This window comes from Allobosea sp. FW305-C-101 (assembly GCF_058783685.1).
Genome location: NZ_JBYSYT010000016.1, coordinates 21715 through 36267 on the forward strand (window position 1 = coordinate 21715; position 14553 = coordinate 36267).

18 protein-coding genes are annotated in these 14553 nt (G+C 66.8%); 9 read left to right on the top strand and 9 right to left on the bottom strand.

Annotated features, from left to right (window positions below):
* Positions 1-11 precede the first annotated feature (11 nt).
* The 3 genes from AC3WMA_RS27140 to dnaQ are packed head-to-tail and all read left to right on the top strand — an operon-like array spanning position 12 to position 2197.
* Positions 12-845, top strand: coding sequence for a shikimate dehydrogenase (locus AC3WMA_RS27140; protein ID WP_492288364.1), 834 nt, complete (start codon positions 12-14; stop codon positions 843-845).
* A 15-nt stretch (positions 846-860) separates the two neighbouring features.
* Positions 861-1463, top strand: a complete 603-nt coding sequence (gene coaE / locus AC3WMA_RS27145) for a dephospho-CoA kinase (RefSeq protein WP_492288365.1) — start codon at positions 861-863, stop codon at positions 1461-1463.
* Between the two features lie 17 nt (positions 1464-1480).
* Complete coding sequence (dnaQ, locus tag AC3WMA_RS27150) at positions 1481-2197, top strand: DNA polymerase III subunit epsilon (protein WP_492288366.1); 717 nt, start codon at positions 1481-1483, stop codon at positions 2195-2197.
* Between the two features lie 28 nt (positions 2198-2225).
* On the opposite strand, the gene AC3WMA_RS27155 is transcribed toward dnaQ, so the two are convergent.
* Together AC3WMA_RS27155 and secB are read right to left on the bottom strand one after the other, a co-directional pair.
* Positions 2226-2960 (bottom strand): TerC family protein, encoded by a 735-nt coding sequence (locus AC3WMA_RS27155; RefSeq protein WP_492288367.1) that lies wholly within the window; start codon positions 2958-2960, stop codon positions 2226-2228.
* 172 nt (positions 2961-3132) lie between these two features.
* A complete protein-coding gene (gene secB, locus AC3WMA_RS27160; RefSeq protein ID WP_492288368.1) occupies positions 3133-3627 on the bottom strand; it encodes a protein-export chaperone SecB in 495 nt (164 codons plus the stop codon).
* 243 nt (positions 3628-3870) lie between these two features.
* On the opposite strand from secB, the gene AC3WMA_RS27165 reads away from it, so the two are divergent.
* The 5 genes from AC3WMA_RS27165 (at position 3871) to AC3WMA_RS27185 (ending at position 7794) form a co-directional block, all read left to right on the top strand.
* Positions 3871-4596, top strand: coding sequence for a Tim44/TimA family putative adaptor protein (locus AC3WMA_RS27165; RefSeq protein ID WP_492288369.1), 726 nt, complete (start codon positions 3871-3873; stop codon positions 4594-4596).
* On the top strand, positions 4593-5762 hold the full coding sequence (gene mltA, locus AC3WMA_RS27170) for a murein transglycosylase A (RefSeq protein ID WP_492288370.1): 1170 nt from the start codon (positions 4593-4595) through the stop codon (positions 5760-5762). Before AC3WMA_RS27165 ends, mltA begins: the two co-directional genes overlap by 4 nt.
* A gap of 1 nt (position 5763) precedes the next feature.
* Entirely contained in the window at positions 5764-6327 is a 564-nt protein-coding gene (locus tag AC3WMA_RS27175) for a Smr/MutS family protein (RefSeq protein WP_492288371.1), read from the top strand.
* Positions 6324-6698: a helix-turn-helix domain-containing protein gene (locus AC3WMA_RS27180; protein WP_492288372.1), complete on the top strand. Its 375-nt coding sequence runs from the start codon at positions 6324-6326 to the stop codon at positions 6696-6698. Before AC3WMA_RS27175 ends, AC3WMA_RS27180 begins: the two co-directional genes overlap by 4 nt.
* A 97-nt stretch (positions 6699-6795) precedes the next feature.
* Complete coding sequence (locus AC3WMA_RS27185) at positions 6796-7794, top strand: adenosine kinase (RefSeq protein ID WP_492288373.1); 999 nt, start codon at positions 6796-6798, stop codon at positions 7792-7794.
* Positions 7795-7970: 176 nt separating this feature from the next.
* Here AC3WMA_RS27185 and AC3WMA_RS27190 read toward each other — a convergent pair whose 3' ends face one another.
* From AC3WMA_RS27190 to AC3WMA_RS27210, 5 genes are all read right to left on the bottom strand, one after another.
* Positions 7971-8606 (bottom strand): pyridoxamine 5'-phosphate oxidase family protein, encoded by a 636-nt coding sequence (locus AC3WMA_RS27190; RefSeq protein ID WP_492288374.1) that lies wholly within the window; start codon positions 8604-8606, stop codon positions 7971-7973.
* 56 nt (positions 8607-8662) lie between these two features.
* A complete protein-coding gene (locus tag AC3WMA_RS27195) occupies positions 8663-9445 on the bottom strand; it encodes an alpha/beta fold hydrolase (protein WP_492288375.1) in 783 nt (260 codons plus the stop codon).
* Positions 9446-9586: 141 nt separating this feature from the next.
* Positions 9587-11758: a polyribonucleotide nucleotidyltransferase gene (gene pnp / locus AC3WMA_RS27200; protein ID WP_492288376.1), complete on the bottom strand. Its 2172-nt coding sequence runs from the start codon at positions 11756-11758 to the stop codon at positions 9587-9589.
* A 259-nt stretch (positions 11759-12017) separates the two neighbouring features.
* Positions 12018-12287, bottom strand: a complete 270-nt coding sequence (rpsO, locus tag AC3WMA_RS27205) for a 30S ribosomal protein S15 (protein ID WP_257735438.1) — start codon at positions 12285-12287, stop codon at positions 12018-12020.
* A gap of 171 nt (positions 12288-12458) precedes the next feature.
* Positions 12459-12830: a winged helix-turn-helix transcriptional regulator gene (locus AC3WMA_RS27210; protein WP_377843403.1), complete on the bottom strand. Its 372-nt coding sequence runs from the start codon at positions 12828-12830 to the stop codon at positions 12459-12461.
* A gap of 124 nt (positions 12831-12954) precedes the next feature.
* Here AC3WMA_RS27210 and AC3WMA_RS27215 point away from each other — a divergent pair, with 124 nt between their 5' ends.
* Entirely contained in the window at positions 12955-13566 is a 612-nt protein-coding gene (locus AC3WMA_RS27215) for an NAD(P)-dependent oxidoreductase (protein ID WP_492288377.1), read from the top strand.
* A 78-nt stretch (positions 13567-13644) separates the two neighbouring features.
* Here AC3WMA_RS27215 and AC3WMA_RS27220 read toward each other — a convergent pair whose 3' ends face one another.
* Positions 13645-13995 carry an Atu4866 domain-containing protein gene (locus AC3WMA_RS27220; RefSeq protein WP_492288378.1) on the bottom strand — a complete coding sequence of 117 codons (351 nt, stop codon included), beginning with the start codon at positions 13993-13995 and terminating at the stop codon, positions 13645-13647.
* 301 nt (positions 13996-14296) lie between these two features.
* Positions 14297-14553: hypothetical protein (locus AC3WMA_RS27225; RefSeq protein ID WP_492288379.1), on the bottom strand; the 257-nt coding region annotated here is incomplete at its 5' end.

Here is a 14553-nt window from a genome sequence, read left to right on the forward strand (position 1 = left end):
GGACTTCACTCATGGCGCCTCGCTGCTTCGTCATCGGACATCCCATCGCCCATTCGCGTTCGCCGTTGATCCATGGCGAATGGCTGCGCGAGCATCGGCTTCCTGGCTCCTATGAGCGGATCGATGTCGCCCCGGCCGATCTGCCGGTCTTCGTCTCTCGTCTGCGCGATGGGGAATTCGCTGGTGGCAATGTCACCGTGCCGCACAAGGAAGCGGCGATGGGATTGGTTGATCAGGTCAGCGATGCCGGCCGGGCGGTCGGCGCCGTCAACACGCTCTGGCGCGAAGGCGACCGGATCATCGCCGACAACAGCGACGTGCCGGGCTTCCTCGCCCATCTCGATGCGACGGTGCCGGGCTGGCAGGATCGGGTGGGGACGGCTCTCGTCCTCGGAGCCGGCGGTGCGGCGCGCGGCATCTGCTATGGGCTGAAGGCGCGTGGCGTCGCGCGTATCCTCGTCGTCAATCGCAGTCCTGAGCGGGCCGCCGAGCTGGTCGCAGCTCTCGGCCATCCGCTTGAGGCCGGCGATTGGGCCAAGCGCGACAGCCTTGTCGGAGAGGCCGATCTCATCGTCAACACGACAGCGCTCGGCATGCAGGGCAAGCCGCCGCTGGAGATCGATCTGGCAGCTTTGCGGCCGGGGACAATCGTCGACGACATCGTCTATGTTCCCCTGAAGACGGCGCTGCTGGCCGAGGCGGAGCGGCGTGGGGGCTTGGCCGTAGACGGGCTCGGCATGCTCCTGCATCAGGCCGTGCCGGGTTTCGCCCGCTGGTTCGGCGTGACGCCGCAGGTGACGCCAGCGCTTCGTGCCCTCATCGAAGCCGATATCCTGAAGGCCTGATTCGCCGGAGCCGCCATGACCTTCGTGCTGGGCCTGACGGGCTCGATCGGAATGGGAAAATCGACGACCGCGCAGCTCTTCGTGCAGCGCGGTGTGCCCCTGCATGATGCCGATGCGGCCGTGCATCGCCTGCATCGTGGCCGGGCCGCGGCGCCGATCGAGGCCGCCTTTCCGGGCACGGTGATCGACGGCGTGGTCGATCGTGCGAAGCTGGGGGCGGCCGTGCTTGGTAAGCCCGAGGCATTGCGGCGGCTCGAAGCGATCATCCATCCGCTGGTGCGCGAGGAGGAGGAAGCCTTCCTTGCCCGCTGCCGGCGCGAAGGCGCGGGGCTCGCGATCATCGACGTACCACTCCTGCTCGAAACCGGCGGAGAGGCTCGTTGCGATGCCGTGCTCGTCGTGACCGCGCCGGCCGAGGTCCAGCGCCAGCGCGTTCTGGCCCGCGCCGGCATGACCCCGGAAAAGCTCGACGCCATCCTGTCGCGCCAGATGCCGGATGCGGAGAAGCGCCGCCATGCCCATTTCCTTGTGGACACCTCGCGCGGCCTCGTGGCCGCCGAGCGGCAGGTCGGCTCTATCCTGAAGGCGCTCGCCGGCCGTCCCGGGCGCGGTGCTTGAAGCGAGGTCCTGAAGCGATGCGCGAGATCGTTCTCGATACCGAAACCACCGGCGTCGAAGCCAATAACGGCGACCGCATCGTCGAGATCGGCTGCGTCGAACTGCTCAATCATTGCCCGAGCGGCCGGACCTTCCACGTCTATATCAACCCCGAGCGCTCGATGCCGATCGAGGCGTTCAACGTCCATGGCCTCTCGGAAGAGTTCCTGTCGGACAAGCCGGTCTTCGCCACGATCGCGCAGGAATTCGCGGAGTTCATCGCCGGCGCGAAGCTGGTGATCCATAACGCCGCCTTCGACGTCGGCTTCATCAACATGGAGTTCAAGCGCCTCGGCCTGCCGCCGATCGAGCAGGCTTTCGTGGTCGACACCTTGTCGATGGCGCGCCGCAAGCATCCCGGCGCCTCGAACAGCCTCGATGCGCTCTGCTCGCGCTATGGCATCGACAACGGCCGCCGCACCAAGCACGGCGCGCTGCTCGACTCCGAGATCCTGGCCGAGGTCTATATCGAGCTGATTGGTGGCAAGCAGGCCTCGCTCGGCCTCGGCGTCGAGGCGGCGGCCAGCCGCGGTGGGGTCGCCATGGCGGCGGTCGAGAAGCCGCAGCGCCAGCGCCAGTTGGCACCGCGCCTCAGCGAGGAGGCGCTCAAGGCGCACGAGGCCTTCATTCTCGGCTCGCTCAAGGCGCCGCTCTGGAAGGGCTATCTCGGCATAACGGACGACGCGGCGCAGTAATCCGCGTCGTCTCTCGCTTGGACCTGGCTTATCGCGCCCGGCGGCGCGATACCATGTTGAGCGCCTCGATCAGGGCCGAGAAGGCCATCGCGGCGTAGATATAGCCCTTCGGCACATGCACGCCGAAACCCTCTGCGATCAGCGTGCCGCCGATCATCAGCAGGAAGCCCAGCGCCAGCATCACGACGGTCGGGTTCCTGTCGATGAAATGCGCCAGCGGGTCGGCGGCGAGCAGCATCGTCAGCACCGCGACGAGGACCGCGATGACCATGACCGGGACATGCTCGGTCATGCCGACGGCGGTGATGATCGAATCGATCGAGAACACCAGGTCGAGGATCAGGATCTGGAAGATCGCGGCGCCGAAGCTCAGCGTCACGGCGCGCGTGCCGCCTTCGGCCAGGACCGATTCCGGATCGGGGTCGACCTTGTGGTGGATTTCCTTCGTCGCCTTCCAGACCAGGAAGAGGCCGCCCGCGATCAGGATGAGATCACGCCAGGAGAAGGCCTGTCCGAAGACCGTGAAGATCGGGGCGGTCAGCTTGACGATGATGGCGACGGTGCCGAGCAGGGCGAGGCGCAGGATGAGCGCCAGGCCGATACCGATCCGGCGGCCCTTCGAGCGCTGATGCTCGGGCAGTTTGTTGGTCAGGATCGAGATGAAGATCAGGTTGTCGATGCCGAGCACGACCTCCATGGCGATCAGTGCCCCGAGCGCGGCCCAGACAGTGGGATCGGCGGCAAGCGTCATAAGGTGGTCCATCGGTTCTCCATCGGATACGGAAAAGGCGGGCGTCCCTGCCGGGGCGTCCGCCGTTGCCTCGGGCACATGGAGAGGGGCCCTGTCCTCCGCAAGGGCAACAATAATCCGCAATAAACGAGAAAGGGCCCCGTGAGGGGCCCTTCCGTAGTCTTTTGCCGATGCCGGCGAGCGATCAGTTGGTCGCCGCGCCCTGCTGGCCCTCGAGCTCCTGCATGCGCTGCTGGAAGAGCTGGGCGAAGTCGATCGGGGGCACGTAGAAGGGGGGGAAGCCGCCATTCTGCACGGCCTCGGCGATGATCTGCCGGGCGAAGGGGAAGAGCAGGCGCGCGCAGTCGATCACCAGCACGGGGTGAACATGCTCCTGCGGGATGTTCTGCAGGCGGAACACGCCGGCATAGCTCAGGTCGAAGGCGAAGAGCGTCTCGCCCTTGATCTCGGCCTTGCCCTCGAGGCGCAGCACGGTCTCGTAATCGTTGTCGCCGAGAGCGGTCGAGCCGACATTGACCTGCAGCGACATCTGCGGGCCCTGCTGGGCGTCCTGCTGGGCGAGCGAGCGCGGCGCCTTGGGGTTCTCGAAGGAGAAATCCTTCGTGTACTGGATCAGGGCGTTCAAGCTCGGAGCCGCTTCGGCGCCGGCGCCATTGCCGTTGGGAAGTTCGTTGGCCATCGGTCCCATCTTGTTCTGGCAGGCTGTCTCGGGAAATCCCGCGCCTGTGCCGGCTTTCGGGAGGCGCTCCATGCTATGGAGCGGCGCGCGCGTCGGCTATCATGGACGCCGTGCCGGCACAAGAAGTCGCCTTCACAAGCCGGGGGGTGGATGTTACGAGCCAGTCTCACCATATGACGGTGAACGCCCGGCACCAGCAGGTGACAGGGCAGGCAACAACGGGGAGCCGCGGGTCAGCTTTCGATGCAGAATTCCTTCGACATGCAGACTCTGATCTTTCTGGCTCTGGCCGTGTTCGTAGCCTGGAAGCTGCGCTCCGTGCTTGGCCAGAAGACGGGTAGCGAACAGCCCAAGGATCCCTTCGCTCGCCGCGAGACGCCGCCGATGCGGCCGGATCAGCCGCAAGGCCAGGACAAGAGCGACAATGTCATCCGCCTGCCTGGCGCCGCGAACGATCCCGTCGCGCCCCAGCCGCCGGCAGCCGAGCGCTGGAAGGATCTGGCTGCGCCGGATTCGCCCGTGAGCACCGGCATCGAGGCGGTGATCCGGCAGGAGCCCGGCTTCGACCCGCATGAATTCGTCGGCGGCGCCAAGGCCGCCTATGAGGCGATCGTCACCGCTTTTGCCCGCGGCGACCGCAAGATGCTGAAGGGCCTCCTTGCGAAGGATGTCTATGACGGCTTCGAGCAGGCCATCACCGAGCGCGAGAAGCGCGGTGAGAAGGCCGAGTCGAACTTCGTCTCGATCGACAAGGCCGATCTCGCCGCCGTCGAGGTCAAGGGCAAGACCGCGCAGGTCACGATCGCCTTCGTCTCGCAGCTGATCAGCGTCACCCGCGACGCTCAAGGGTCGGTCGTCGATGGCAGCGCCGAGCAGGTCTCGGAGGTCAACGACATCTGGACCTTCTCGCGCCAGCTCGGCAGCCGCGACCCCAACTGGCTGCTCGTCGCCACCGAATCCGCCGCGTGAAGCGCGGCGGCGCCGGTGTCGCACTGGCGCTCTCCGCAGCCCTGGGCCTTGCATCCGTGACCGCCATGGCCTCGCCGCCCCCGCTGCCCCAAGGCGCCCGCGCCGAGGCCCTGTTGCCCTCCGCGATCCCCGGCTGGACGCAGGACGATCACGGCAAGGCCTTCGCCATCTTCGCGCAGGGCTGCATGGCCGATCCGCCCCTGCGCCAGGGTGTGCCACTGCCAGAGCGCCTGACAGCCGTCTGCGACAAGGCCAAGGCGCTCGCCGCGGCGGGCCCTGTCGGGCGCGAGCAAGCGAAAACCTTCTTCGAACAGAACTTCTCCTTCTGGCGCATCCGGCCGGAAGGCGGCGAAACCGGCTTCACCACCGGCTATTTCGAGCCCGAGTTCGAGGGCTCGCTGACCCGTTCCGATGCCTTCCCGACGCCGCTCTACGACCGGCCGAAGGATCTGGTGACGCGCTTCTCCGAGGATGACTGGCCGGGCCTCGACAAGACGTTCTCGGCCGCGCGCCGCACCGCCAAAGGCTTCGAGCCCTTCCCGGATCGCACCGCGATCGAGACCGGCGCGCTCGATGGCCAGGGGCTCGAAATCCTCTGGCTGCGCGATCCCGTCGATCGCTTCGTGCTGCAGGTGCAGGGCTCGGGCCGTGTCCGCCTGCCGGATGGCTCGGTGACGCGCCTGACCTATTCCGGCCGCAACGGCCATCCCTATACCTCGCTCGGCCGCGTGCTCAGCCAGCGCGAGAACATTCCGCCCGAACAGATGACCATGGATCGGCTGATCGCGCGGCTGAAGGCCGATGCCGGCTTCGCCCGCGACCTGATCCGCCTCAACAAGTCCTTCGTCTTCTTCGCCCGCCGCGACGACCTGCCGGCCGAGAGCGGGCCGATCGGCGGCGCCGGCCTGCCATTGACGCCGCTCCGCAGCATCGCGGTCGACCGCACGGCCTGGCCCTATGGCGTGCCGGTCTGGATCGATACCACGGTCCCCGATGGCGTTGGCGGCGACGAGCATCTGGCGCGCCTGATGATCGCGCAGGATACCGGCTCCGCCATTCTGGGCCCGGCCCGCATGGACCTCTTCGTCGGCTCGGGCGCTGCGGCCGGCCATCGCGCTGGCCTGATCCGCCATCCCGTTGCCTTCACCGTGCTCTGGCCGCGCTGAAATGCGGTCTCGCCGCGGAAAGACGCTGACGGAGGCCGATATCGCGCTCTGGCGCCAGGTCGCACGTTCGGTGAAGCCGCTGCCCGGCCGGGCGCCGGTCGAGCCCGAGCCTGTCCCCGAGCCGGCAGCTCCCGCACCGGCCGAAATTGCAACGCGTGCCGTCGCGGCTGCTGCGCCAGTCAAACCCGCCCCACCCTCAGCGCCGCCGCTGGCGCCGATCGAGCGGCGTTTGCGCACGCAATTGCGCCGCGGCCAGCAGAGCGTCGATGCCTCCATCGATTTGCACGGGATGCGGCAGGACGAGGCGCATCTCGCCCTCCACACCTTCCTGCGCCGCGAGCAGCGGCGGGGATGCCGCATTGCCCTGGTGGTAACCGGCAAGGGCGCGCTGGCGCCGGCTCTGTTCGGTGACGAGCGCGGCGTGCTGCGCCGGATGGTGCCGCATTGGCTGCGCCTGCCCGACTTGCGCGCGCTGGTCCTCGGTTTCGAGGAGGCCGAGCAGCGCCATGGCGGCTCCGGCGCGCTCTATGTCCGCTTGCGCCGCCTCAGGGAGCATGGGCCGTGACGCCCTTCGGCCAGCGCATCCGGGCCCTGCGGGAGGCGCGCGGCATGAGCCTCGCGCAGATGGCGGAGGGCCTCGGTGTCTCGCCGGCCTATCTCTCGGCGCTTGAGCATGGCAAGCGCGGCCGCCCGACCTTCACCCTCATCCAGGGCACGATCCATCTGCTCGGTGTGATCTGGGACGAAGCCGATGAGCTTGTCCGCCTCGCCGACCTCTCGCATCCACGGGTGGTCATCGATACGGCCGGGCTCGACCCGGAAGCGACGCTGCTGGCCAACCGCCTGGCGCGCGAGATCGCCCTGCTGGAGGGCGAGGATCTGCGCCGGCTCGCTGCTGTGCTCGACGAAGCCGCCACCCGCCGCGATCCTGCCTGATTCGCCCCGCTTGACCCCGCGTCACACGGATGCGACAGGGCCAGCACCTTCCTATCGGCCGACGGGCCACGCCATCCGGACAGAGCAAGCAAGAGCCATGACCCAGACCCGCACGGACGTCCTCGCCCTCGGTAACGCCATCGTCGATGTCCTGGCCTCGGCCGAGGAGGATTTCCTCATCGCCCAGAAGCTGACCAAGGGCGCGATGATGCTGATCGACGAGGCCCGCGCCGAGTCGCTCTACGCCGCCATGGGCCCGGCCCGGATCATCTCGGGCGGCTCGGCTGCCAACACCATTGCTGGCCTCGCTTCCTTCGGCGGCAAGGGCGCCTTCATTGGCAAGGTCCGCGGCGACGAGCTCGGCAAGCTCTATCGCCATGACCTGACCTCGCTCGGCGTGGCCTTCGGCACGGCCGATGCGACGGAAGGCCCGGCGACCGCGCGCTCCTTCATCATCGTCACGCCCGATGGCGAGCGCACGATGAACACCTATCTCGGCGCCTGCCAGGGCCTCTCGGTCGCCGATGTCGACGCCAAGGCCGTCGAGGCCGCCGACATCGTCTATCTCGAAGGCTACCTCTGGGACCCCCCGGCGGCGAAGGAAGCCTTCCGCAAGGCCTCCGAGATCGCACACAAGGCCGGCGGCCGCGTCGCCATCACCCTGTCGGACTCCTTCTGCGTCGACCGCTATCGCGACGAGTTCATCGGCCTGATCCGCAACCGCATGGTCGATCTCGTCTTCGCCAACGAGCACGAGCTCAAGAGCCTCTACGAGACCTCGGATTTCGATACGGCCCTGTCCTGGCTGCGTTCGGAGAACATCCTCGCCGTCGTCACCCGCTCCGAGAAGGGCGCGCTGGCGGTGACGCCGGACGGCATCGTCGAGGAGCCGGTCTTCCCCGTAGAGCGCGTGGTCGATGCGACCGGCGCTGGCGATCTTTTCGCCGCCGGATTCCTCTACGGCCTGACCTCGAACCGCGAGACCCGTGACTGCCTGCGCCTCGGCGCACTGGCGGCAGCCGAGATCATCTCGCATGTCGGCGCCCGTCCCGATGTCAGCCTGAAGACGCTGGCGGGGAACGAAGGGCTGCTCTGACGGCACCACGATTGTCGTTCCGGGGCGGCCCTATGGGCCGAACCCGGAACCCACGATGGGGCACAGCCGAATTACAATTCTTGTCGTACCGCTGAAGGCTCGGTCTTAAGCTGGCCGAAGCTTGCGAGTGGCGTCGCTATGCGAAGCCCCGAAATGACGGTGGCGAGCCTTCGCCGTCAATACAACGTCGCCTTGACCCGGCCCGGCAGCGCCTCGTCGTAAGCCTTGCCGTCGAAGGTCGCGACCTCTGCATTCCGTGCCGTGATGTCGCGCAGCATCGTGCCGGGCGAGGGCAGGTTGCGCCGCTCGACCTGCCGTTCTGGGTTCCAGAGCTCCGCCCGCACCACCGCGCGCGAGCACTGGAAGTAGACGGCCTCGACATGGACGGTCATGACGCTCGCCGGCAGCTTCCCGGCCATCTCGAACTGCGAACACAACTCTGGATCGCAGGAAATCTCCGCGCGTCCGTTCACGCGCAGCGTCTCGCCGCAACCGGGGATCATGAAGAGCATTCCGATTCGATCGTCGAACAGAATATTCTTCAATGAATCCAGCCTGTTATTGCCTTTTCGGTCGGGAATCAAGAGCGTTTTCGCGTCCCGGACCGTGACGAAGCCCGGCAGATCCCCGCGCGGCGAACAATCCAGGCCCTCCGGACCGACCGTGGCGAGCACGAAAAACGGCGAGGCGGCGATCAGCGCCGCATAGTTCGCATCGACGTGGTCGATCTCCTTGAAGGTCGAGGCCGGCGCGATCGGATTGGGATAGGCGCGGGCAAGGTCATCGAGCGAGGCGATACGGTGGTCGGACATGCCGGTCTCCATGGATCGGCATATGTCTAGACTATTGTGTGCGGCGCGTCATCTCTTCACTGCGCGCTGTCTGTCGAAGACAAGCCAGCCGCGATAGCTGCCGCGAGACCAGCCGGGTTGTCCCAGGGGATCGAATGCCCGGCGCATGGCACGATGGCGATATCGATCCCGGCCTCCGGCAGCCTCGCCGCATCATCATAGGGCAGGGACAGCTCGCCGATGATCAGCGTACGCGGCACGGGGAGCGACGTCAGGATGCTCCGCCATGTCGGATCGCTGCCTTCGACGAGAGAGCGCGCGGTCCGCTGCACGGCATAGGCGGCGCTGCGGGCGAGCGAGGCCGCCCAGATATCGTTGCCCTCTGCCCGGGCCGCACGGACGATCGCATCCTGGCCGCCGGCGCAATACTCTGCTTCGGGGATCGCTGCGATGCCCCGGCTGAACTGGCCCCCGCCCGGATCGAGATTGGGTTCGCCGACGACGAGCCGGCCGAGGCGCGGTCCCAGCATCGCGGCAGCGGCAATCGCGACGGTGCCGCCCATGCTGTGCCCGAACAGATCAACCTGCGGCAGCGCCAAAGCATCCACCAGTGCGACGACGCTGTGGGCATGGTCCTCGATCGTATAGCCGAACACTTCCGGCCGGTCGCTGAAGCCGGAGCCCAGCAGGTCGATCAGCAGCATGCGCCTGCCGCGCAAGGCCGGATCAGCCGCGACGGTCGGATAGTCGCAGGACGAGGCGCAGCCGAGGCCGTGAATCATGATCAGGGCTGGGCCGTCGCCAGCGAGGTCATGGTAGCGCAGCGATCCGCCAGCGGCGGGAACGGTGAAGGATTTCATCGGCAGGCACTCCGGCTTTCACGGAAGACTAGCAAAGGCATTGTCCGCACATGGCGGGATAAAGCCTGTCGGCCAGAACGAAAAACGCCCCGCATCGGATGATGCGGGGCGTCCTGTCTTGCACAAGCTGGCGGGCAGTGATTACTCGGCCGCGCCCTGCTTCTCGCGGGCCTTTTCGGCCTCGCGCTGGGCCTTGAGCTTCTCGGTGAGGTCCTCGCCAGTGGCCTGGTCGACGACCTTCATCGAGAGGCGGATCTTGCCGCGCTCGTCCTGGCCGAGGAACTTGACCTTGACCTTGTCGCCTTCCTTGACGACGTCCGAGACCTTCTGGACGCGCTGGGGAGCGAGCTCGGAGATGTGGACGAGGCCGTCCTTGGCGCCGAAGAAGTTCACGAAGGCGCCGAACTCCATGATCTTGACGACGGTGCCGTCATAGATCACGCCGACTTCGGCCTCGGAGACGATCGACTTGATCCACTTGATCGCGGCTTCGATCGACTTGCCGTCGGCGGAGGCGATCTTGATGGTGCCGTCGTCCTCGATGTTGACCTTCGCGCCGGTCTTCTCGACGATCTCGCGGATGACCTTGCCGCCGGAGCCGATGACTTCACGGATCTTGTCGACCGGGATCTTCATCGTCTCGATGCGCGGGGCGTATTCGCCCAGCGAGGCGCGCGAGGTCGAGAGCGCCTTGTTCATCTCGCCGAGGATGTGCTCGCGACCGCCCTTGGCCTGGTCGAGGGCGACCTTCATGATCTCCTCGGTGATGCCGGCGATCTTGATGTCCATCTGCAGCGAGGTGATGCCTGCGGCGGTACCGGCCACCTTGAAGTCCATGTCGCCGAGATGATCCTCGTCGCCGAGGATGTCGGAGAGCACGGCGAAGCGCTCACCCTCGAGGATGAGGCCCATGGCGATGCCCGCGACCGGCGACTTCAGCGGAACGCCCGCATCCATCAGCGCCAGCGAGGTGCCGCAGACGGTGGCCATCGAGGAGGAGCCGTTCGACTCGGTGATCTCCGAGACGACGCGGATCGTGTAGGGGAACTCGGCCTTCGCCGGCAGCATCGGACGGATGGCGCGCCAGGCGAGCTTGCCATGGCCGATTTCGCGGCGGCCGGGCGAACCCATGCGGCCGGTCTCGCCGACCGAGTAGGGAGGGAAATTGTAATGCAGCAGGAAGGTTTCCTTGTAGGTGCCTTCCAGCGAGTCGATGAACTGCTCGTCGTCACCGGTGCCGAGCGTGGTCACGACCAGCGCCTGCGTCTCGCCGCGGGTGAACAGGGCCGAGCCGTGGGTGCGCGGCAGCATGCCGGCCTCGGCGACGATCTTGCGGACCGTCTTGAGATCGCGGCCGTCGATGCGGGTGCCGTCGTCGAGGATGGTCCAGCGCACGACCTTGGCCTGGGCTTCCTTGAATTGGCCGCCGACCTGCTCCTTGGTGAAGGTGGTCTTGCCGTCCGGCTCGGCCGAGATCAGCGAGGCGACCTTGGCCTTGGCAGCGTCCAGCGCCTTGTAGCGCTCGGCCTTGGTGGTGATCTTGTAGGCGGCGCGCAGATCGGCGTCGACGAGCTTCAGGACGGCGTCCAGAACCACGGAGTTGTCGGCCGGGGTATAGTCGCGCGGCTCCTTGGCGGCCTTCTCGGCCAGGCGGATGATGGCGTCGATCACCGGCTGGAAATGCTTGTGGCCGAACATCACGGCGCCGAGCATCACGTCCTCGGGAAGCTCCTTGGCTTCCGACTCGACCATCAGGACGGCGTCCTGGGTGCCGGCGACGACGAGGTCGAGAACCGATTCCTTGGCCTCTTCGATCGTCGGGTTCAGCTTGTAGGCGCCGTCGATATAGCCGACGCGGGCGCCGCCGATCGGGCCCATGAAGGGCACGCCGGAGAGGGTGAGCGCGGCCGAGGTCGCGACCATCGCCAGGATGTCGGGATCGTTCTCCAGGTCATGCTGGAGCACGGTGACGACGACCTGCGTGTCGTTCTTGTAGCCTTCGACGAAGAGCGGGCGGATCGGGCGGTCGATCAGGCGGGAGACCAGCGTCTCCTTCTCGCTCGGACGGCCCTCGCGCTTGAAATAGCCGCCGGGAATGCGGCCGGCCGCGAAGGTCTTTTCCTGGTAGTTGACGGTCAGCGGGAAGAAGTCGAAGCCCGGCTTCGGCTCCTTGGCCGAGACGACGGTCGCGAGCACGACGGTCTCGCCATAAGTGGCCATCACGGCGCCGTCGGCCTGGCGGGCGACCTTGCCGGTCTCGAGGACGAGCTTGCGGCCGCCCCAGATCAGTTCTTCGGTTTGGATGTCGAACATGTGTTTCGTCTTTCGGTCGGGTTCGACCCGTCCGGTGCCTTCAGGCCCATGGGCAAGACGGCGGAACGCTCGGGTGTGAGAGGGAATGCGCCCGAGCGCTCGGCGATCCTGCCATGGACGTCTTGGGCGCCCGGCGGGTCACGCGGAAAGGCCGCCCCATGCGGCTGCCGCGATAGTCAGGCAGGCACCCCATGGCGCCCTTGCCCGAAAAGGAGCCGCCCGGAGCAGGTCGCACCGGGCGGAAACCATCAGCTTTCGATCAGCGGCGGATGCCGAGCCGTTCGATCAGCGTCTTGTAGCGACCCTGGTCCTTGCCCTTGAGGTAATCGAGCAGGGAACGGCGCTGGGAAACCAGCTTCAGCAGGCCGCGGCGCGAATGGTTGTCCTTCGCATGCGACTTGAAGTGGCCGGTCAGGTTGGTGATGCGCTCGGTCAGGATCGCGACCTGAACTTCCGGCGAGCCGGTGTCGTTCGGCTTGGTGGCGTATTCCTGGAGCAGCGCAGTCTTGCGCTCGGCAGTGATCGACATCGGGAGATCCTCGTGTTCGGGTTGATCTGGCGGGCCAGGCCGGGATGTCGTCCAGCAAGGTCCGAAGTCCGCGAGCACCTCATCACGGAGGGGTCGCGCCGCCGGCTGGTTGGCCGGTTGCCCGGGCATATACACGAAATCGGGGGAAACGCCAGCGTTCCCGACTCCGGGCTAGGCCGACGCCTCGCCGCGATCATAGCGCTGCTGCGCCGCCTCGACCTCGCCGATATGGGCCTCGGCCCAGAGCGTCAGCTGGTTCACCGTCTGCGCCAGCGTCCGCCCGAGCCCGGTCAGCGAATACTCGACGGTCACCGGCACGGTCGCGAACACCTCGCGCCGCACCAGCCCGTCGCGTTCCAGGCTCTTCAGCGTCTGCGACAGCATCTTCTGCGAGATGTTCTCGATCCGCCGCCGGAGTTCGTTGAAGCGCAAGGTGCCGTCGTCGAGCGCGATCAGGATCAGCACCGCCCAGGTATCGCCGATGCGGTCGAGCACGCGCCGGGTCGGGCACAGGGCCTGGAAAGGGTCGGGGCGTTTCAGCATGGCGGTTTCCCGGAGGTGACCATGTCGCGTGAAAGTGCCTTCTTTACGAGGCGGTGCGGCAGGGTCAGATAGGTTCCATTGGAGTGCAGGTATCCAGAAGATACCAAACAAAGGAACCTTTGTCATGAAAGTCGCATTGATCGGCGCCAGCGGATTCATCGGTTCGCGCCTGCTGGCCGAACTCTCCGCCCGCGGCCATGCCGTCACCGCCATCGTCCGTAATCCCGAGAAGGTCGCTGCGCTGCCCGGCGTCACCGCCGTCAAGGGCGATGTCTTCGACAAGGACGGGCTGGCCAAGCTCGTTGCCGGTCATGATGCCGTGATCAGCGCGGTGCATTTCAGCGCCAGCGACCCGCAGATCCTGCTCGCTGCGGTGAAGCAATCGGGCGTGAAGCGTTATCTCGTCGTCGGCGGCGCCGGCAGCCTCGAGGTCGCGCCGGGCGTGAAGCTCTTCGACACCCCCGAATTCCCCGCTGTTTATCTCGATGAAGCCCGGAAGGGCGGCGCCTTCCTTGATCTGCTGAAGCAGGAACAGGGCCTCGACTGGACCTTCCTCTCCCCTTCCGCCCTGATCCAGCCGGGCGAGCGCACCGGACAATTCCGCCTCGGGACCGATCAGCTTCTGGTCGATGCCAAGGGCAACAGCGCGATCTCGGCTGAGGATTACGCGATCGCCCTCGTCGACGAGCTGGAGAAGCCGGCCCATAGCCGCCGCCGCTTCACGGTCGGCTACTGATCCTCGTGCCTTTATGAAAAGGGCCGCGCCTCCCTTGGGAAGCGCGGCCCTTCTTTATTGAGCGGCTCGCGATTGCGATTACGCCTTGCGGAAGCGCTTCTCGCCGATGCTGAGCGTGCCGCGCTTCAGCTTCCCGAGGGCGACCCAGCCGGTTTCGCCTTCGAAATAGAGCTTCGAGCGATCGACCGCATAGCGGCCGACATGCTTGGCGCCGGCGGCAGGCTTGGCCTTGTGGAACTGGCCGTCCGGCCTGAGGTCGATCAGGATCGACCCGTCCTCGGTCTTCCATTGGCCGATCGCGGCCTGTTCGAAGGGGCCGGGCGTGCCGGCGGTGTCGAAATCGATCTCGAGCGGGCGGACGGTACGGCTGGCCGGCGCAAGGCCGGAGGCGAACTGGCCGAGAGCCTGAAGAACCTGGCTGATCTGCATGGTTTTCGTCTCCCTGTGGTGGTGACGGCTGAAACCGCTTGTCGCAGACATCCCCGTCGGGACCTGTCAGCAAGCGGCGCGGCATCGAACGACTCAAGCGAGTCGGCCGAGGAACGTCACGGATTGAATGTGCGAGGGCGGCGTCGTGATGGAGCAAAGCTCCGGCGCCTGTCACCGAGATAGGCCGATCAAGCGCCACGACAAGAGTCGGCGAGCAAAAATTTTGTCCCGAAACGCCAGCGGCGCCCTTTTGGGGCGCCGCACATGTCGTGTTCGAGGATGGTTCGGAGACTGCCTGGTCTCAGAACTCTTCCCATCCGGAATCACTGGCCCGGCCGCCGCCGCCATTGGCGACCTTGCGCGGGGCAGGCGCGCGGGACTGGACGAAGGCGGCCTCGGCCAGCTGGCGCAGGCGCTCCGGCTCGCCGGAGGAGACTGCGGAAGCAGGCGCAGGCCGCCCGGCTGCGCGCATCTGCGCCTTCGCACGCGGCGCCGAGGCCGGCTGGGCGTAACCCGCCTGGCCGGCGGCCTCGCGGCCGGTCTTGAACGCCGCGACCA